Origin of the sequence: Curtobacterium sp. MCSS17_016, assembly GCF_003234255.2 — a bacterium.
Lineage (GTDB): Bacteria > Actinomycetota > Actinomycetes > Actinomycetales > Microbacteriaceae > Curtobacterium > Curtobacterium flaccumfaciens.
In genome coordinates, this window is record NZ_CP126254.1 from 616,154 (window position 1) to 631,870 (window position 15,717).

Sequence of the window (15,717 nt, forward strand, 5' to 3'; positions counted from 1 at the left end):
CCATTCCTCAATGATCTTTCGTAATGTGGAGGCTATGACCGTGGAGCAGACCGTGTCAACGACCTCCGGTGCCGTGGGGACGACCCCCGGTGTCCTGCGGCAGATGAACTCGCGGGCCATCCTCGACGAGCTCCTGCGCGACGACGTCTCCCGCACGGTCACCGAGCTCGGGCGCACGGTCGGACTCTCCCGCCCCACGGTCGAGGCGGCGCTCGCCGACCTGGTCGACGAGGGCTGGGTGACCGAGGCCGAGGCGATCGCCACCCCGAACAAGGCCGGTCGTCGCGCCAAGCGCTTCGCCGCGGACGCGTCGGCCGGCTCCGTGCTCGGCGTGGACCTCGGCCTGCACGGGATCGTCGGCGTGCGCGCGGACCTGCGCGGCGTCACGCTCGCCCGCGTCGAGGAGCGCTACACCGACCTCGCCGACGCCGAACAGGCCTGGTCGAGCGTGCAGGACGTCGTTCGTCGGCTGACGGCGCCCGTCGGTGGCACGGTCGGCGGCTCCGCCGGTGGTGCGCCGGTGCTCGGTGCCACGTTCGGGGTCCCGGCGGTCGTCGACCGCGACGGCGCGATCGACTACACGGTCGCGGTGCCGGAGTGGGTCGAGCGGCGGGTGCCCGGCCGGATCCAGGACCTCTTCCCCGGGGTCGCCACCTTCTTCGACAACGACGCCAAGCTGGCGGCCACGGCCGAGGCGCGGTGGGGGCGGTTCCACGGCGTCCGGGACGCCCTGTACCTGGTCATGGGTCGGCAGATCGGTGCCGCCCTGGTGGTCGACGGCTCGCTGGCGCGCGGTGCGCGCGGTGCGGCCGGCGAGATGGGCGGCATCGCCTCGACCGGCTGGCCCGCCGCGCCCGCCCGCCTGGAGGCCCGGATCCCGTCCGGCACGGACCTCGAGTCCGTCTTCGCGGCGGCGGCCCAGGGCTCGGTGCCGGCCGTCGAGACCGTCCGAGCGTTCGCCGCCGACGTGGCACCCGGCGTCGTGCAGCTCGTGACGACGATCGACCCCGAGGTCGTCGTCGTCGGCGGTGAGGTCCTGCCGGCTGCCGAGGTGTTCTGCGCCGCGCTCGACGAGATCGTCACGCCGCAACTCCGGCACCCCGTGGTGTTAACCCCGTCGACCGTCGGTCGCGACGCCGTCGCCCGGGGTGCGCTCGCCCGGTCGCTCGCGCACGTCCGCGCCGCCCACATGGGACTCGGCTGACACCCAGGGAGCGTGCCGGGTCCTGACAGGCCGTTCAGGGATGCTGGGGGCATGACGACTGCCGTGACCACCCGTGCCATGACCGTCGCCAGTGGCGACTCCACCGCTCCGTCCGACCTCGGCGGGCTCTCCGGCCTGGTGCTGCAGCTGATCGACGCGCTGGGGGAGTGGGGCGTCGGGCTGATGCTCTTCGTCGAGACGGTGTTCCCGCCCATCCCGTCCGAGGTCATCCTGCCGCTGGCCGGGTTCCTCGCGGGTGCCGGTCAGATGAACCTGGTCCTGGTCCTGGTGCTGGCGACGATCGGTTCGTACCTCGGGGCGCTCGTGCTGTACTGGCTCGGCGCGAAGATCGGGTTCGAACGCACCACGCGGTGGTTCGGCAAGCTGCCCCTCGTCGACGAGGACGACTTCCGCAAGGCGGCCGGCTGGTTCCACCGGCACGGCAAGAGCGCGGTGTTCTTCGGCCGGTTCGTCCCGATCGTCCGCAGCCTCATCTCGCTGCCGGCCGGCGCCGACCGCATGCACCTCGGCACGTTCTCGGTGTTCACGATCATCGCGAGCGGCATCTGGAACAGCGCGCTCGTGCTGCTCGGTGCCGCGTTCGGGTCGCAGTACGACCAGGTCGAGGCGTACACCGAGTGGATCGACCGCGTGCTCTACGTCGCGATCGCCGTGGTCGTGGTGACCTTCGTCGTGCGCCGGGTCCGCCGTGTCCGCGCCGAGCGGCGTGCGGGTGGCCGGGATGACCACGACGACGCCGCCGGCAGCCCTGCCGTGGGCGGTGCCCGGGGTCGTCGTCGCGCCGAGCCCGCCCGCGACTGAGCCTCAGGCCTTCGTCAGCGCCGACTCCTTGTGGGCGGCCTGCTTGCCGCTCTTCTCCGACTCGACGATCCAGTACGGGTCGTCGTCGGTCGGCGTGAAGTGCTGCCCGTCGAACTCGAAGTCGCTCGTCCGCTTGCGCACGAGCGTGCCGGTCGTCCTGCCCTGCGAGGTGTTCCAGTGCACCTCGTCACCCTTCGACAACGCCATGCTGTCCTCCTTGCGCGATTCCTCGTCCTGATGGAGGTCGGACTGTACCCCGTCGATCCCCGGGAACTCAGGGAAGTACGGCGATCACGATGTCGTAACGGCCATGCGGATCGAGAGTCGGACGCGTACCGTTTCCCATGGGCCCACACGCCGGCAGGCGCCGCGGAACCACGGGCTCCGGACGGGACGACGGACACCATGACCCTGCTGGACAGCGCGCGGGCGGACACCGTCCTCTCTGCGCGGTACCGGCTCGTGAAGCTCATCGGCACCGGCGGCATGGGATCCGTCTACGAAGCCCGTGACGAGCACACGTACCGGGCCGTGGCCGTGAAGCTCTTCGCGACCCCGGACAAGATGACCACCGCCGACCGCGTCCGCCAGGAGCGCGAGATCCGGCTGCTCAGCATGCTCTCCCACCCCGGGCTCATCCCGCTGTACGACGCCGGCACCCACGAGTTCGAGGACGGCCCGCACCGGTTCATCGTGATGGAGCTCATCGCCGACACGACGCTCCTCCGCCGCCTGTCCGAGGGCGCCCTGCACAACTACGAGGTGGCCGACCTCGGTGCGCAGCTCGCCGACGCCCTGGCCTACGTGCACTCGCGCGGCATCGTGCACCGCGACGTCAAGCCCGCCAACATCCTGATCAGTGACGAGGGTTCGTCCGGGTTCGCCCGCACGGTCAAGCTCACCGACTTCGGCGTCGCCCACTTCGTCGACGGTTCCCGCCTGACGAACGACGGCACGGTCATCGGCACCGCCGCCTACCTCAGCCCGGAGCAGGTCGCCGGCGAACCGATCAGCTTCGCCACCGACGTGTACTCGCTCGGGCTCGTCCTGCTCGAGGCGCTGACCGGCAAGCAGGAGTACTCGGGCACCCTGATCGAGGCCGCACTCGCACGGCTCCGCCGCGATCCCGAGGTCCCGGACGACGTCGCCGACGAGTGGCGCGAGCTGCTCAGCCGGATGACGGCCCGCGACCCGGAGCGCCGGCCCACCGCGGTCGCCATCGCCAACGCGCTGCGCGGCGGCTCCACCCAGATCACCGGCCCGGTGCCGCTCGGTCCGGAACGCGTCAAGCACCAGCGCGACCACCGCATGCACCGTGCCGCGCACCGGCACGCCAAGCGCGGCACGTTCTCGGCGGTGCGTCGCTGGCGGCGGCGGAACGTCCTGGTCGGGTCCTTCGCGGCCTTCGGCGTCACCGCGGCGTGCGTGGCCGCCTACGTCGCGGGCGCCCTGCACTGACCCGCCCGGCGGCTCCGTGCTCCGGGCACCGGAGCACCCTGGCAGGATGGACAGCATGACCGACCAGCGCTGGATCAAGATCTGTGGCCTGTCGACGCCCGACACCGTGGACGCCGCCGTCGACGCGGGTGCCGACGCCGTCGGGTTCGTCTTCGCGGCGGGCAGCCCCCGGACCGTCACCGCCGACCTGGCGAAGGAACTGGTCGAGCGGGTGCCGGACGGCATCGACGCCGTCGGGGTCTTCCGCGACCAGAAGATCGACGAGATCGTCGGCATCGCCTCCGAGGTCGGGCTCACCACGCTGCAGCTGCACGGTGGCGAGTCGGCGTCCGACTTCGCCCGCGCGCGCGACGCCGGCTTCTTCACCATCCGGGCCATCGCGGCCGAGGACTACCTGCGCGAGACGCCCGAACAGCGCGCCGCGTTCGACCACGACCTGCTGCTGCTCGACGCCGCCGTGCCCGGCAGCGGTCGCCTGATCGACCCGGCCACGATCGACGGCGTGGACGAGGCCTGGATCCTCGCCGGCGGGCTGACCCCGGCCAACGTGGTCGCCGCGGTCGAGGCGCTCGACCCCGACGGCGTCGACGTGTCGAGCGGTGTCGAGTCCGAGCGTGGCGTCAAGGACCCCGCCAAGATCCGCGCCTTCGTCGAGGCCGTCCGCAGCCTGGGCTGAGCGCCCGGCCGCGTCGGTCGCGTTCGCGGCTCTGGACGCGACCGCGGACGGACAGGAGGCGCGGTGCGGGCCCGCCACGGGCCTCCCGTCTGCCGCGCGGTCAGCGCAGGGTGGGGATGAGCTCCGTCAGGAACGCGTCCGTGTCCTCCCAGCCCTGCACCGCGTGGCAGGGGACCCCGAGTGCCTTCACCGGGTAGTCGTTGCCCTCGGGGTCGAGCCGGTCGCCCACGAAGAGCATGTCGTCGAGCGCGATGCCGGTGATCTCGGCCAGGCGCTGCATGCCGTAGGCCTTGTCGATCCCCTTGCGGGTGATGTCGATGCTGGTGGAGCCGCCCGAGCGGACCTCGAGGTCGGGCAGGTCCTGCTGCACCAGACGGCGCAGGTGGTCCTTCTTCTCGCCGGTCGGGTCCCACTGCTTCTTGACGTCCACCGGGGCGGACTGGCCGAGTGCGGAGAACGTGATCTGCGACCCGCGGTCCTCGAGGATGGCGCCCCAGGTCTCGGACTCCCAGTACCCGGCTTCCTTCGCACGGGCCTCGACCGCGGCGAGGGCGCGGTCCTTCTGCTCCTCGGTGAGGTCCTCGGCGTACTGCAGTGCCCAGTCCTGGTCCTCCCAGCGGTAGTACCGGGTGCCGCAGGTCGGCAGGAGGTGCAGGGCGTCGAGCGTCAGGCCGTCGCGCTGCCGGAGCGGGGTGACGAGCTGCTGCTCGAACTGGGTGAAGTTGCCGCCGGAGATGACCGCGACCGGCACGACCTCGAGCAGGGACGCGAAGGTCTCGAGCATGCGGGGGTCGAGGGAGGACTTCGACGGGGCGAGCGTGTCGTCCAGGTCGAAGGCGACGAGGCGGGGCGTGGTCATGCCCCCGATCCTGCCAGAGCCCGCCGACCACCCGCAGGGTGCGACCAACACGGCGCCCCGGTGCTGCGCGAAGTCTGCGGGGTCACGCGCGGTGCGTGGCGGGGACCCGGTCGCGCGCGTAGGTGATGTCCGTGTAGCCGTGCGGTGCGGGGTTGCCGTCCTCGTCGAGGTTCACGAAGACGACCTCGTCGATCGTCAGGATGCTGCGGTGCGTGAAGAGGTTGCGCGCCTCGGCCCGCATGGTCAGCGACGTCCGGCCGAACCGGGTGGCGACGAGGCCGATCTCGACGATGTCGCCCTCCTTCGCCGAGGACAGGAAGTTGATCTCCGACATGTACTTCGTGACGACCTTGCCGTTGCCGAGCTGGATGATCGCGTAGACCGCGGCCTCCTCGTCGATCCAGCGGAGCAGGCTGCCGCCGAACAGGGTGCCGTTGGCGTTGAGGTCTTCCGGTCGCACCCACTTCCGGGTGTAGAAGTTCATCTCCGGCGGGGCGTCGTCCTGGTGCTGATCCATGTCACGTCATGGTACGCCGACGGCCGCGCCCCCGCAGGGACGCGGCCGTCGTGGCGATCGCCGGCGGCGGTGCCGCCGGTGATCACTCCTTGACGAGGACGACCTCGTCGAGGGGGATGCGGGTGCGCGGGGCGACCTCGCGCTCGGCGGCCTTGTCGTCGAGCTGCGACGGGTGCGCGACGGTGCCGACGGCCGTGACCGTGTACGGCAGGAAGCGCTCGGGCAGGTCGAACGCGGCACGGAGCCCGGCGGCGTCGATGCCCGCCATCTGGTGCACGTGCAGCCCCTCGGCGTGCGCCTGCACCGTCAGGGCGGCGAGCGACTGGCCGAGGTCGTACTGCGCGAAGGGGCGCTCCTCGCCGTCGGCGGTCACGGTCTCGAGCACGCCGACGACGAGGGCGCTGGCGCGGAAGGCCCAAGCGGCGTTGAAGCCGAGCAGGTTCTCGTTGATCTTCCGGAACGTCTCGGTGCCGCGGCGGCCGGCGATGAAGCGGCGGGGCTGGAAGTTCATGGCCGAGGGTGCCCAGCGAGCGGCCTCGAGGACGGCGTCGAGCTGGTCGTCCGAGATCGTCGCGGTCTCGTCGTAGGAGCGGGGGCTCCAGCGCTCCTCGAGCAGCGGCACGAGCGGCTGGCTCGAGTCGGTGGACCGGGTGAGGGTGTCGGCGTTCGTCGAGGTCATGATGCGCTCAACGGTATTCGATGCGTACGCATTTCCGACCTGAGTGACGTCACATCCCCGCCGGCAGGTGCCAGGATGGACGGGATGGGTGGCGTGTTGACCGGCTTCGCGATCATCGGCGCGATCATCGCCGGTGGGTACGTCGTCGGACGAATCGGCCTGCTGGGCCCGCACGCGCAGTTCGTGATGAGCCGGCTCGCGTTCTTCGTGCTGATGCCGTGCCTGCTGTTCCACACCATCGCGACCGCCGACATCGCGTCGCTGCTGTCCTCGATGCTCTGGGTCTCACTGCTGAGCGCCGCCGTGGTCGCCCTCGGTGCGGCCGCCGTGTTCCGCTTCGTGCTGCGCCGCCCCGTCACCACGACCACCGTCGGGGCCCTGGCGTCGAGCTACGTGAACGCGAACAACATCGGGCTGCCGGTGGCCGTGTACGTCCTCGGCCAGGCGACCGCGGTCGTCCCGGTGATCCTGCTGCAGCTCGTCGTGATGGCCCCGATCGCGCTGACGATCCTCGACGCTGCGACCGCGGGTGGCGGCGGATGGGGGAGGCGGATCGCGGGGCCGTTCCGGAACCCGATCATCATCGCCTCGCTCGTCGGGCTGGTGTGCTCGGCGACGGGGATCACGCTGCCCGACCCGGTGCTCGAGCCGTTCTCGCTCGTCGGCGCGGCCGCGGTCCCCGTCGTGCTGCTGTCGTTCGGGATGAGCCTGCACGGTGCGACCCCGCTGCGGGACCCGGCGATCCGGACCGACGTCATCGTGGCGTCGTCGATCAAGCTCGTGGTGATGCCGGCCGTGGCGTTCGTGTTCGCCCGGTTCGTGTTCGGGCTCGGCGAGCAGGAGGTCTTCGTGCTCACCACCCTCGGCGCGCTGCCGGCGGCGCAGAACGTGTTCAACTACGCCCAGCGGTACGGGGCCGCGGTGCCGGTGGCCCGCGACGTCGTGCTCATCTCGACGCTCGGCTCGGTGCCCGTGCTCGTCGCGATCGCCGCCCTGCTGCACCCGTAGCGCGCCGAGACGCCGGCGTGTGATGCGTCCGGAAGACGCCGTCGTGTTGTCGAGACGCCTCGCGTGTGGTGCGTCCGGAAGACGCCGTCGTGTTGTCGAGACGCCGGCGTGTGGTGCGTCCGGAAGACGCCGTCGTGTTGTCGAGACGCCTCGATGTCGCCGAGACGCCGCCGGATTCGGCGGCGTCTCGCGCACTTGCGGGCGTCGTGCGCGCACGCCGGCGTCTTCCGCGCCCGGGCGCGCCGCGGGGCGGACGGGAGGCCCGTGGCGGGGCCGCACCGGGCCTCCCGTCCGGCCGTGGTGGCGACCACCGCGGATGGTGAGCAGGAACGGTCGGGTGGCGGTCGCAGACTCGACCATTCCTGCTCACGAAGCGCGGACGGCACGCGCGTACCCTGGCGGGCATGCGGGGCGGACCGCCTCGTGACCGATGACCACGACGAGGAGACCGGCGATGGACACGATGGCGATGATGAAGAACATGTCGATGACGGACATGCCCATGGAGATGGACATGGACATGATGCAGGACACGATGATGGCGATGAACGCCGCGTCGATGGCCGCGACGATGTGCTCGGCGGCCGACATGCGGATGGGCGGCGAGATGGCCACCTGCGCCGCGATGTGCTCGAACACCGCGATGCTCGCCGACACCGGCATGCGGATGATGATGCGTCCGATGGGGATGGACACCGCCGCGATGCAGGCGATGCTCGTGGCCGTCGTCGCGATGGGCACCGCGTGTGCCGCCGAGTGCCGCCAGCACCAGGACATGGACGAGTCGTGCCGGTACTGCGCCATGGCCTGCGACGAGATGGTGTCGAAGTGCCAGGCGATGCTCGACTCGATGGCGGCCTGACCCGCTCCGTGCGCGCTCCGCGACGCGTACGCGCTACGCGACCCGTGCCGTGGTCTGTCGACCGCCGGCGCTGAGGATCTCCGCGACCGGGTGGTGGGCGACCGGCTCGCCGACCGACAGGACGCCGTCGGCGTCCGCCACCCGCAGCTGCGTGATGCTCCCGTCGAGGAACAGCACCACGGCGTCGGCTGCGCGGGTCTCGACGACGATGCCGTCGCGCCACGCACCGGGGGCTGCGGTCGCCATGAGGCGCTGGATGGGAAGGATCGTCGTGCGGGACATGGCTTCACCTGCTCTCGAAGGGGTTCGGTGCAGGAAACCTACGTCGGCGTGACGGACGGCTCAATCACGGCGGACGCCGGGCGTAACAGAGCCGGACGGACGCCGATCCCAGGCCGGGCCGGGCCGGTGACCCGGCGCCGATCAGAAGATCATCGGGCGGTCGTCGTCGAGCGACGTGTCCAGGTCGAGGTCGACCACCACGGGGACGTGGTCGCTCGGGGCGTCGCCCTTGCGCTCGTTCCGGTGGATCGAGGCGTCGGTGACGACGTCCGCGAAGGCCTGCGAGCCGAGCACGAAGTCGATGCGCATGCCCTCGTTGCGCGGGAACCGCAGCTGCTTGTAGTCCCAGTAGGTGTAGCCGTCGGGCACGATCGGGCGCACGACGTCCTGCAGGCCCCGCGCCTCGAACTCGCGGAACGCTGCCCGCTCGGGTTCGCTGACGTGGGTGGACCCCTCGAAGACCCGCATGTCCCAGACGTCCTGGTCGAGCGGTGCGACGTTCCAGTCGCCCATCAGCGCGAGCGGGGTCTCCGGCGATGCCTCGATCCACTCCGAAGTGCGGTCGGCCAGCTGGGCGAGCCAGTCGAGCTTGTACGTGTAGTGCGGGTCGCCGAGCTCGCGGCCGTTCGGCACGTAGAGGCTCCAGAGCCGCACGCCGTCGACCGTGACGCCGATCGCGCGGGCCTCGACCGGCAGGTCCGGCCCCTCGTGGCCCTTCAGGAACCCGGGCTGGCCGGGGAAGTCGCGGGTGACGTCCTCCATCGGCAGCCGGCTGGCGAACGCGACGCCGTTCCACTGGTTCAGGCCGTGCGCCTCGACGTGGTACCCCGCGGCCTCGAACTGCTCGACCGGGAACTGCTCCGGCTTGCACTTGATCTCCTGCATGCCGAGGACGTCGACGTCCTCACGCACCAGCCAGTCGACGATCCGACCCACTCGGGTGCGGACGGAGTTCACGTTCCAGGTCGCCACGCGCATGGAACAAGAACCTACCGGTGCCGACTGACGACGAGGTCGGCACGTGCGCCGCCTGTGCGGCGTACGGCACGATGGTGTTCGCTGGAGGCCAGCAATCGATCGCACGGAGGCAGCAATGGCATCGACGACGAACCGCGTCGACGGGACCACGACCGGAGCCACGCTCGGCACCGGGGCCGGGAGCGCCCAGCCCGCCGGCACCACCACGACGCAGGTCACCGCCAAGGGCAGGACCATCATCGACGACACGGTCGTCGCGAAGGTCGCGGGCATCGCCGCCCGCGACGTCCCCGGCGTCTTCGCGCTCGGCGGCAACGCCTCGCGGGCGTTCGGTGCCATCCGCGACGCCATCGGCTCGAGCGCGCTCGGTCAGGGCGTCCGCGTCGAGGTCGGCGAGACCCAGGTGGCCGTCGACCTGACCATCGTCGTCGACTACCCGACGCCGATGATGGAGGTCGCCTCCGCCGTGCGCGCCGCCGTCACGAACGCCGTCACCGAACTCGTCGGCCTCGAGGTCACCGAGGTCAACATCGCGATCAACGACGTGAACATCCCCGCACTCAACGGCGTCGCCGACGAGTTCGACACCCGGGACGGTCGAGTCCGGTGAACGCCACCGTCGTCGGGATGGGCACCGGCGCCCTGCTCGCGATCGTCGCGGTGACGCTCGGGTTCTGGGCGTTCGTCGTCGTCGCCGTCTGCATGGCGGTCGGTGCACTGGTCGCGCGCATCGTCACGGGCGACGTCGACTTCCGTCGCCTGCTCGACGTGCTGCGCGGACGCCGGAGCTCGTCGTGAGCGACGCCGCCGTCGCCACGACCGGCGACAGCGGCGTCCGGCTCCGCGGCTCCGACCGCATCGGCACGTCGGCGCTGGTGCACACCGCCCAGGCGGTCGCCGCCGAAGCACTGCGCGTGGCCTTCCGGGAGGTCCGTGCCCGGGTCGCCGACGACGGCCGCGGTGCACTGGCGGTCGAGATCACCGCCCCGCTCGCCCTGCCGGTGCTGGGCTCGCACGCACTCCCCGACGAACCCGTCGTCGCCACGGCGCACCGGGCTCGCGGCACGATCGCCGAGCGCTTCCGGACCATCACCGGCCGACAGGTCGCCCGCGTGACGGTGACCTTCGCCTCGTCGGTCGTGGACACCCCGCGGAGGGTCCGGTGACCGCCCCACCCCTCGTCGGCGCGCCCGCCGCCGACCACGCTGCCACCTACCGCCGCGTGCTGCGCCGCGAGACCCACGTATCCCGCTCGGCCGCCGTCGTCGTCGCGATGCTCATCGCCCTGGTGCTCGCCGCCGCGGCGGTCTTCGCCGGTGCGCTCGTCCTGCTCGACCAGAACGTGCTCGGCGTCGACCCCCGCGCCATGGTCGACGCTGCGCTCGCGGCCCCGGACGGCCTCGAAACGACCGCCGTGATCGGCATCGGCGCCGTCGTGGCCCTGATCGGGCTCGTCCTGCTGCTGCAGGGGATCCTGCCCCAGCGCCGTCCGCGGCACGCGATGTCGTCCGACCGGCTCGCCGTGGTCGTCGACGACGAGGTCCTGGCCTCCGCTGCGGCCCGGGCCGCCCGATCCGCGACCCGTCTGGGCGCCGACGCCGCCGTGGGCACCGTCGGCCGCCGCACGGTCGACGTCGTGCTCCGTCCGGCCGCCGGCGTGGACGTCCCCGCGGTCGCCGCCACCCAGGCCGTGGAGCGGGAGTTCGTCGCGATCGACGCCCAGCCGCCGCTCGCCGCGCGGGTCCGGGTGCAGCCGACCGGACGGGTGGACGGATGAACGCCACCAACCGTGTGCTCGGCCGGACGGCGCTCGTCGTGCTCGGCCTCGTCCTGCTCGTCGCCGGAGTTGCCGCAATCCTGGTGCAGACCGCGCAGGGGCTGCCCCTCGTCGCGTCGTGGTGGCGCACGGTCGGCGATGCCCTCGCCGGACTCGGCACCGGGGCGTCGCGTGACGACTCGGTGTTCGCCTGGACCTGCGTGCTCGGCGGTGGCGTCGTGCTCGGCGTGCTCGCACTCGTCGTGCTGACGACGCTCGGCGGTGGCCGCGAGAGCACCGTGGTGGACAGCGACGGTTCGGCGGACGGCGTCGCCGGCTCCGTGCGCATCGAGTCCACGGCCGTGCAGCACGCGCTCTCCTCGGCCATCGGCGACATGCCCCAGGTCGGCTCGCTCGCCGTCGACGTCTACCGGGTCCGTGGTGGTCGGGCGATCCGGGTGCGGGTCCGTCCGCGCCGGGGTGCCGCGCCGCGCGAGATCACCGAACGGGTCGAGGCCGTGGTCGCCGACCTGGACGCCCTGCTCGGCGAACGCCTGCCGGTGCTGCTCGAGATCGCCCGTGGTGGGTCGGGGTCGTCCCGCCCGGACCGCGTGCACTGAGCGTCGCCGTGGTGCGCTCGATCGGTGGACTGCCCCGGCCGGGCGAGACCGTCCCGGTGCCGCGCGTGGTCACCGAAGTCGCGCGAGGGCGTGAGGTCGCGCTCGTCTGGCACAACCAGATCGGCGGGACGACGTTCCGGATCGGACCGGACGCGCACGCCGACGAGTTCGTGAAGGTGCTGCCGCGCGCCTACGGTTCGTGGACCAGCGGAGAGGCCGCGCGGCTGACGTGGGCGTCCCGGTACGCCCGAGTGCCGGAGGTGCTCGACCACGGCGCCGACGACGACGGCGTCTGGCTGCACACCCGCGCGGTGCCCGGCTGGAGCGCAGTCGACCCGCGCTGGCACGACGAACCCCGGACCGCGGTGGTTGCGGTGGGCGAGGGCCTGCGCGCGCTGCACGACACGTTGCCCGTCGACGACTGCCCGTTCACGTGGTCCACGGCGGACCGGCTCGATCGCGCGCGTGGGACGAGCGCCGACGTTGCCGCCGACGCCGAGCGAGGCCCGGGCGGTCTCGGTCCGGAGCCGCCGACCGACCGGATCGTCGTCTGTCACGGCGACCCGTGCACGCCGAACACGCTCATCGGTTCGGACCGGCGGTGGAGCGGGCACGTCGACCTGGACGCGATGGGGGTTGCGGACCGCTGGGCCGACATCGCGGTGGCGACGATGGCCCTCGGCTGGAACTACGGACCCGGGTGGGAGCCGCTGTTCCACCGGGCGTACGGGCTGCCGGACGACCCGGAGCGCACCGCCTGGTACCGGGCGCTGTGGAACGCCGGCGACGACGGGATCGACGAGCCGGAGCCGGAACCGATCGGCTAGAAGGCGACTCCGCGCGCGGACATGAAGGGCACGGGGTCGGTGGTGGCGCCGTTGATGTGCACCTCGACGTGGCTGTGGCAGCCGGTCGACGCCCCGGTGGAGCCGACGAGCGCGATGAGCTGCCCCGCGGAGACCTGCTGCCCGGTGGCGACCCGGAAGCCGCCGTCGACGATGTGGCCGTACGCGGTCTGCACACCGCCGCCGTGGTTGATGCGGACGTAGTTGCCGTAGCCGCCGTACCAGCCGACGTAGTCGACGGTGCCGGCCGAGGCCGCGACGATGGGCGTGTAGCAGCCGCTCGCGAGGTCGGTGCCCTCGTGCATGGTGACGACGCCGGTGATCGGGTGCACGCGGTAGCCGTAGGGGCTGATGACGTAGCCGCTGGCCGGGCGGACCCAGCCGGTCCCCGAGCCTGCGCCGACGGAACCGCCGCCACCCGAGCCGCTGCTGCCGGTCGAGCCGCCGCCTGACGGAGCGCCCCCGCCGGAGTTCGCGGCGGCCTGTGCGGCGGCTGCTCGCTGCGCGGCGGCTGCGCGCTCGGCGGCTTCGCGTGCGGCCTTCTCTTCCGCCGCCTTACGGACGCGCTCACCCTTGGCGAACTCGGCTTCGGTCCGGACGCGGCCGGAGGTCAGGGTCGCGAGCTGGGCGTCGAGTCGGGCCTTGTTCGACTGCTGCTCGTCGTAGGCGGCCTGCACGGCGTCGGACGCCGCCTGGGCTTCCTGCATGCGGTCTTCGGCTTCGGCAGCGAGGTCGCCCAGTGCTTCGGCGGCGCGGTCGGCCTGTGCCTCGAGCGAGCTGGCGACGGCGGCGTCGGCGCTCGCGGCGGCCTGCACGCGCTCGGCCTGCTCGGAGAGCTTGCTCAGCGCACCGAGGTTGTACAGCAGGTCACTGGCGTCTTCGCCCTGGGTGATCACCGAGGTGGTGACGTCGGCGCCACCGGAGCGGGACATCTGCGCGGCGAACTGCCCGGCCTGCGCGGCGCTCTGGTCGGCGACCTTCGCGTGGTCCTTCGCGTCGGCGCGGAGCTGCTGTTCCTTCTCGGCCGCCGTCTGGGCCTTGCGCTGTGCCTTGTAGAACACGTCGCCGAGCTTCTGCGCCTTCGCCTCGGCAGCCTCGACCTTGGCGTCGAGTTCGCTGATGATGCCCCGGATCTCGGTGATCTGTCCCTGCTTCGCGGATTCCTTGCCGCGGGCGGACTTCACTTCGTCCCACGTGGGGTAGGTCACCGCCTGGGCGGCCGGAGCGTCGGCGATGACCGTGCCGACGAGGCCCGCGAGTGCCAGGCCGGTGACGGCGAGGCGCAGGCGCACGGGGACACGGTGGGCGCGGGGGCTGGTGGGACGAGACATCGAGCACGAGCCTATACATCCGTACAGCGAGCATCGGACGGCAACGCGCCGCTGTGGACAACTTCAGCAGTGGATCAGAAGCCGCGATCACGCCGGATGACGTCGGCGCTCCCGACGACGTCGCGCCGCAGGATCGCCTGCCCGGCGGTGCCGGCGTAGTCGTAGACGTCGAACCCGGTGCAGTGGGTGATCGTCGCCGGGGGGCCGAGGGAGTCCTCGACCGCGGTGGTCCAGAGGTCGTGCGATCCGACCACAACGAAGCTCGGGTCGGCGTCGCGGTAGGCGCCGAGGTCGACGAGCCACGGGTACGTCTCGAAGGTGTCGCGGACCTGCAGCAGCCCGACGTTCGTCGACGCGTAGGTGGCGAGGGGTCGGATCGTCCAGAACTGCCCGACGCCCGTGACCTGGCGTCCGTCTGCCCAGCGGTCCAGGCACGCGGCCGCCGGGTACCGCGCGGTCGACACGGCGTGGGCTGTGCCGGGGGCCACGGCGATCCCGGTCGCGAGGACGGCTGCCATCGCGACCGCCACCCCCGCCCGGACCCCTCGGTGCGGGCGGTGCACGCGGGTGCGGCGGACCGCGGTGCGGGTGAGCTCGGCCACGGCGACGAGCGCGAGCAGCGGTGCCGTCACGATCGGCTGCAGGTAGCGCGGGGTCTCGGACCCGGCGACGACGACCCCGACGGACACGGCGACGACGGTCACGAGCGGCAGCACCGTCGCGACCAGGACGGTGCGTGCGGTGCGGACCCGCCAGGCCCAGACCGTGCCGCCGACGGTGACGAGCACCCCGGCGAACAGCAGCAGGAGCCCGAGGTCGCCCGGTGCGGTGCCTGCCCGGTCGTCGGTCAGCGCCGCGAAGAACCGCAGGGTCTCGCCGGTCCGCGACGGCTGCACGTACGTCGCCGGGTCGAGGGAGACGAACGGCCGGAGCGGGATCCGCACCAGGTACCCGACGACCGAAGCCACCGTGACGGTGCCGGCCAGCAGCGCGGCCGGACGCCAGGGCACCCGGCGCGCCAGCACCAGGAGCCCGAGGGTGACGACCACCGGGGCCGCTGACCACGGCACGTACAGCGGGTTCGACGCGGTCGTGCACGCGGCGACGAGTCCGAGCGCCACGAGCAGGGGCACCGACGCCCGGCCGAGGCGCACCGCCCGCAGCACCAGCACCGCGGTGCCGAGCACCGCCAGCACGGCGCCGTAGTAGTAGGTCGTCGTGAGCAGCAGGGACGCCAGCTCGAGCGAGGTCGCGGTCGCCGACGACTCGGTCAGCACGAGCAGCGTGACCAGGCCGAGAGCCCCGGCCGACACCGCGATCCGGGCGGGGCGCCCGGCGGACGGCATCAGCTCGTTCGCGGCGGCCCGCACCAGCGCGTAGACCGCGAGGAGCACGAGCACCCCGTTCAGCGCCAGGGCCTGCTGCGGGGTCCCGGTCACCAGCGAGCAGAACAGGTACACGGGCAGCTCGGGGAAGAAGAACAGTGCGGGCGACATCGCCCACTCGAACGGCTGGCCGGCCTGCAGCGAGCGCTCGACGAGCGGCAGCAGCACCGAGTCGCCGTCGTACCAGAGCAACGCCACCCGTTCCGTCGCGACGACGTGACGCAGGGCGATGACGGCCAGGGCCAGCGCGACCAGGCCGCCCAGGGCCTCCCGTCCGATCGTGACGGCCACCCCACCGGTCCGGCGGCCGCCGGACGGAGCCGGCTCCACGGCGGGGCGACGCGGTGCTCGGGACATGCCCCGGAGCGTACCGAGGCCGCCTCGGTGCCGGTACGCACAGACCCACAGGCTGGGGGAGCGCGTTGCGGGCCCGAC

Annotated in this window: 21 protein-coding genes; 12 read left to right on the forward strand and 9 right to left on the reverse strand. The window is 72.3% G+C overall.

Annotated features, from left to right (window positions below; translation table 11 throughout):
• Positions 1-34 precede the first annotated feature (34 nt).
• Entirely contained in the window at positions 35-1,204 is a 1,170-nt protein-coding gene (locus DEJ19_RS03040) for an ROK family transcriptional regulator (RefSeq protein WP_181441629.1), read from the forward strand.
• Between the two features lie 51 nt (positions 1,205-1,255).
• The gene (locus DEJ19_RS03045) at positions 1,256-2,026 is read left to right on the forward strand and encodes a DedA family protein (RefSeq protein WP_258377478.1); all 771 of its coding nucleotides are present in this window, start codon (positions 1,256-1,258) and stop codon (positions 2,024-2,026) included.
• A gap of 3 nt (positions 2,027-2,029) precedes the next feature.
• On the opposite strand, the gene DEJ19_RS03050 is transcribed toward DEJ19_RS03045, so the two are convergent.
• Positions 2,030-2,233, reverse strand: coding sequence for a hypervirulence associated TUDOR domain-containing protein (locus DEJ19_RS03050; protein WP_071404335.1), 204 nt, complete (start codon positions 2,231-2,233; stop codon positions 2,030-2,032).
• A gap of 198 nt (positions 2,234-2,431) precedes the next feature.
• Here DEJ19_RS03050 and DEJ19_RS03055 point away from each other — a divergent pair, with 198 nt between their 5' ends.
• Both DEJ19_RS03055 and DEJ19_RS03060 read left to right on the forward strand, forming a co-directional pair.
• Positions 2,432-3,484 (forward strand): serine/threonine-protein kinase, encoded by a 1,053-nt coding sequence (locus DEJ19_RS03055; protein ID WP_110864242.1) that lies wholly within the window; start codon positions 2,432-2,434, stop codon positions 3,482-3,484.
• Positions 3,485-3,539: 55 nt separating this feature from the next.
• A complete protein-coding gene (locus DEJ19_RS03060; RefSeq protein WP_111089403.1) occupies positions 3,540-4,160 on the forward strand; it encodes a phosphoribosylanthranilate isomerase in 621 nt (206 codons plus the stop codon).
• A gap of 100 nt (positions 4,161-4,260) precedes the next feature.
• On the opposite strand, the gene DEJ19_RS03065 is transcribed toward DEJ19_RS03060, so the two are convergent.
• The 3 genes from DEJ19_RS03065 to DEJ19_RS03075 form a co-directional block, all read right to left on the reverse strand.
• On the reverse strand, positions 4,261-5,019 hold the full coding sequence (locus DEJ19_RS03065) for an HAD-IIB family hydrolase (RefSeq protein WP_111095022.1): 759 nt from the start codon (positions 5,017-5,019) through the stop codon (positions 4,261-4,263).
• An 82-nt stretch (positions 5,020-5,101) separates the two neighbouring features.
• Positions 5,102-5,536: an acyl-CoA thioesterase gene (locus DEJ19_RS03070; protein ID WP_017886352.1), complete on the reverse strand. Its 435-nt coding sequence runs from the start codon at positions 5,534-5,536 to the stop codon at positions 5,102-5,104.
• Positions 5,537-5,618: 82 nt separating this feature from the next.
• On the reverse strand, positions 5,619-6,215 hold the full coding sequence (locus tag DEJ19_RS03075; protein ID WP_027464865.1) for a nitroreductase family protein: 597 nt from the start codon (positions 6,213-6,215) through the stop codon (positions 5,619-5,621).
• Positions 6,216-6,299: 84 nt separating this feature from the next.
• Here DEJ19_RS03075 and DEJ19_RS03080 point away from each other — a divergent pair, with 84 nt between their 5' ends.
• Positions 6,300-7,223 carry an AEC family transporter gene (locus DEJ19_RS03080; RefSeq protein WP_111095020.1) on the forward strand — a complete coding sequence of 308 codons (924 nt, stop codon included), beginning with the start codon at positions 6,300-6,302 and terminating at the stop codon, positions 7,221-7,223.
• 366 nt (positions 7,224-7,589) lie between these two features.
• Here DEJ19_RS03080 and DEJ19_RS03085 read toward each other — a convergent pair whose 3' ends face one another.
• Positions 7,590-7,745 (reverse strand): hypothetical protein, encoded by a 156-nt coding sequence (locus DEJ19_RS03085; protein WP_181441630.1) that lies wholly within the window; start codon positions 7,743-7,745, stop codon positions 7,590-7,592.
• Here DEJ19_RS03085 and DEJ19_RS03090 point away from each other — a divergent pair.
• A complete protein-coding gene (locus DEJ19_RS03090; protein WP_258377477.1) occupies positions 7,738-8,085 on the forward strand; it encodes a four-helix bundle copper-binding protein in 348 nt (115 codons plus the stop codon). The two genes, DEJ19_RS03085 and DEJ19_RS03090, sit on opposite strands and share 8 nt — an antisense overlap.
• Positions 8,086-8,118: 33 nt before the next feature.
• On the opposite strand, the gene DEJ19_RS03095 is transcribed toward DEJ19_RS03090, so the two are convergent.
• Positions 8,119-8,367, reverse strand: a complete 249-nt coding sequence (locus DEJ19_RS03095; protein ID WP_027464862.1) for a hypothetical protein — start codon at positions 8,365-8,367, stop codon at positions 8,119-8,121.
• A 141-nt stretch (positions 8,368-8,508) separates the two neighbouring features.
• On the reverse strand, positions 8,509-9,345 hold the full coding sequence (locus DEJ19_RS03100) for an exodeoxyribonuclease III (protein WP_110864246.1): 837 nt from the start codon (positions 9,343-9,345) through the stop codon (positions 8,509-8,511).
• A 115-nt stretch (positions 9,346-9,460) separates the two neighbouring features.
• On the opposite strand from DEJ19_RS03100, the gene DEJ19_RS03105 reads away from it, so the two are divergent.
• From DEJ19_RS03105 to DEJ19_RS03130, 6 genes are all read left to right on the forward strand, one after another.
• Positions 9,461-9,955: an Asp23/Gls24 family envelope stress response protein gene (locus DEJ19_RS03105; protein WP_110864247.1), complete on the forward strand. Its 495-nt coding sequence runs from the start codon at positions 9,461-9,463 to the stop codon at positions 9,953-9,955.
• Complete coding sequence (locus tag DEJ19_RS03110) at positions 9,952-10,143, forward strand: DUF2273 domain-containing protein (protein WP_027464859.1); 192 nt, start codon at positions 9,952-9,954, stop codon at positions 10,141-10,143. The genes DEJ19_RS03105 and DEJ19_RS03110 overlap by 4 nt, the downstream gene beginning before the upstream one ends.
• Entirely contained in the window at positions 10,140-10,511 is a 372-nt protein-coding gene (locus DEJ19_RS03115) for a hypothetical protein (RefSeq protein WP_110858768.1), read from the forward strand. Before DEJ19_RS03110 ends, DEJ19_RS03115 begins: the two co-directional genes overlap by 4 nt.
• A complete protein-coding gene (locus tag DEJ19_RS03120; protein WP_111234117.1) occupies positions 10,508-11,122 on the forward strand; it encodes a hypothetical protein in 615 nt (204 codons plus the stop codon). Before DEJ19_RS03115 ends, DEJ19_RS03120 begins: the two co-directional genes overlap by 4 nt.
• Positions 11,119-11,721: a hypothetical protein gene (locus DEJ19_RS03125; RefSeq protein WP_111234116.1), complete on the forward strand. Its 603-nt coding sequence runs from the start codon at positions 11,119-11,121 to the stop codon at positions 11,719-11,721. The genes DEJ19_RS03120 and DEJ19_RS03125 overlap by 4 nt, the downstream gene beginning before the upstream one ends.
• 65 nt (positions 11,722-11,786) lie before the next feature.
• Positions 11,787-12,548 (forward strand): aminoglycoside 3'-phosphotransferase, encoded by a 762-nt coding sequence (locus DEJ19_RS03130; RefSeq protein WP_258377476.1) that lies wholly within the window; start codon positions 11,787-11,789, stop codon positions 12,546-12,548.
• On the opposite strand, the gene DEJ19_RS03135 is transcribed toward DEJ19_RS03130, so the two are convergent.
• Complete coding sequence (locus DEJ19_RS03135; protein WP_111099877.1) at positions 12,545-13,897, reverse strand: M23 family metallopeptidase; 1,353 nt, start codon at positions 13,895-13,897, stop codon at positions 12,545-12,547. The genes DEJ19_RS03130 and DEJ19_RS03135 overlap by 4 nt on opposite strands.
• Positions 13,898-13,971: 74 nt before the next feature.
• A complete protein-coding gene (locus DEJ19_RS03140; protein ID WP_146250724.1) occupies positions 13,972-15,639 on the reverse strand; it encodes a hypothetical protein in 1,668 nt (555 codons plus the stop codon).
• Between the last annotated feature and the right edge of the window lie 78 nt (positions 15,640-15,717).

Coding starts and splice junctions, on each gene's coding strand:
- DEJ19_RS03055 (WP_110864242.1), top strand. CDS start 2,432: ATGACCCTGCTGGACAGCGCGCGGGCGGACACCGTCCTCTCTGCGCGG.
- DEJ19_RS03065 (WP_111095022.1), bottom strand. CDS start 5,019: ATGACCACGCCCCGCCTCGTCGCCTTCGACCTGGACGACACGCTCGCC.
- DEJ19_RS03135 (WP_111099877.1), bottom strand. CDS start 13,897: ATGTCTCGTCCCACCAGCCCCCGCGCCCACCGTGTCCCCGTGCGCCTG.
- DEJ19_RS03105 (WP_110864247.1), top strand. CDS start 9,461: ATGGCATCGACGACGAACCGCGTCGACGGGACCACGACCGGAGCCACG.
- DEJ19_RS03050 (WP_071404335.1), bottom strand. CDS start 2,233: ATGGCGTTGTCGAAGGGTGACGAGGTGCACTGGAACACCTCGCAGGGC.
- DEJ19_RS03045 (WP_258377478.1), top strand. CDS start 1,256: ATGACGACTGCCGTGACCACCCGTGCCATGACCGTCGCCAGTGGCGAC.
- DEJ19_RS03075 (WP_027464865.1), bottom strand. CDS start 6,215: ATGACCTCGACGAACGCCGACACCCTCACCCGGTCCACCGACTCGAGC.
- DEJ19_RS03125 (WP_111234116.1), top strand. CDS start 11,119: ATGAACGCCACCAACCGTGTGCTCGGCCGGACGGCGCTCGTCGTGCTC.
- DEJ19_RS03060 (WP_111089403.1), top strand. CDS start 3,540: ATGACCGACCAGCGCTGGATCAAGATCTGTGGCCTGTCGACGCCCGAC.
- DEJ19_RS03095 (WP_027464862.1), bottom strand. CDS start 8,367: ATGTCCCGCACGACGATCCTTCCCATCCAGCGCCTCATGGCGACCGCA.
- DEJ19_RS03085 (WP_181441630.1), bottom strand. CDS start 7,745: ATGTCCATGTCCATCTCCATGGGCATGTCCGTCATCGACATGTTCTTC.
- DEJ19_RS03140 (WP_146250724.1), bottom strand. CDS start 15,639: ATGTCCCGAGCACCGCGTCGCCCCGCCGTGGAGCCGGCTCCGTCCGGC.
- DEJ19_RS03100 (WP_110864246.1), bottom strand. CDS start 9,345: ATGCGCGTGGCGACCTGGAACGTGAACTCCGTCCGCACCCGAGTGGGT.
- DEJ19_RS03090 (WP_258377477.1), top strand. CDS start 7,738: ATGGACATGATGCAGGACACGATGATGGCGATGAACGCCGCGTCGATG.
- DEJ19_RS03070 (WP_017886352.1), bottom strand. CDS start 5,536: ATGGATCAGCACCAGGACGACGCCCCGCCGGAGATGAACTTCTACACC.
- DEJ19_RS03040 (WP_181441629.1), top strand. CDS start 35: ATGACCGTGGAGCAGACCGTGTCAACGACCTCCGGTGCCGTGGGGACG.
- DEJ19_RS03080 (WP_111095020.1), top strand. CDS start 6,300: ATGGGTGGCGTGTTGACCGGCTTCGCGATCATCGGCGCGATCATCGCC.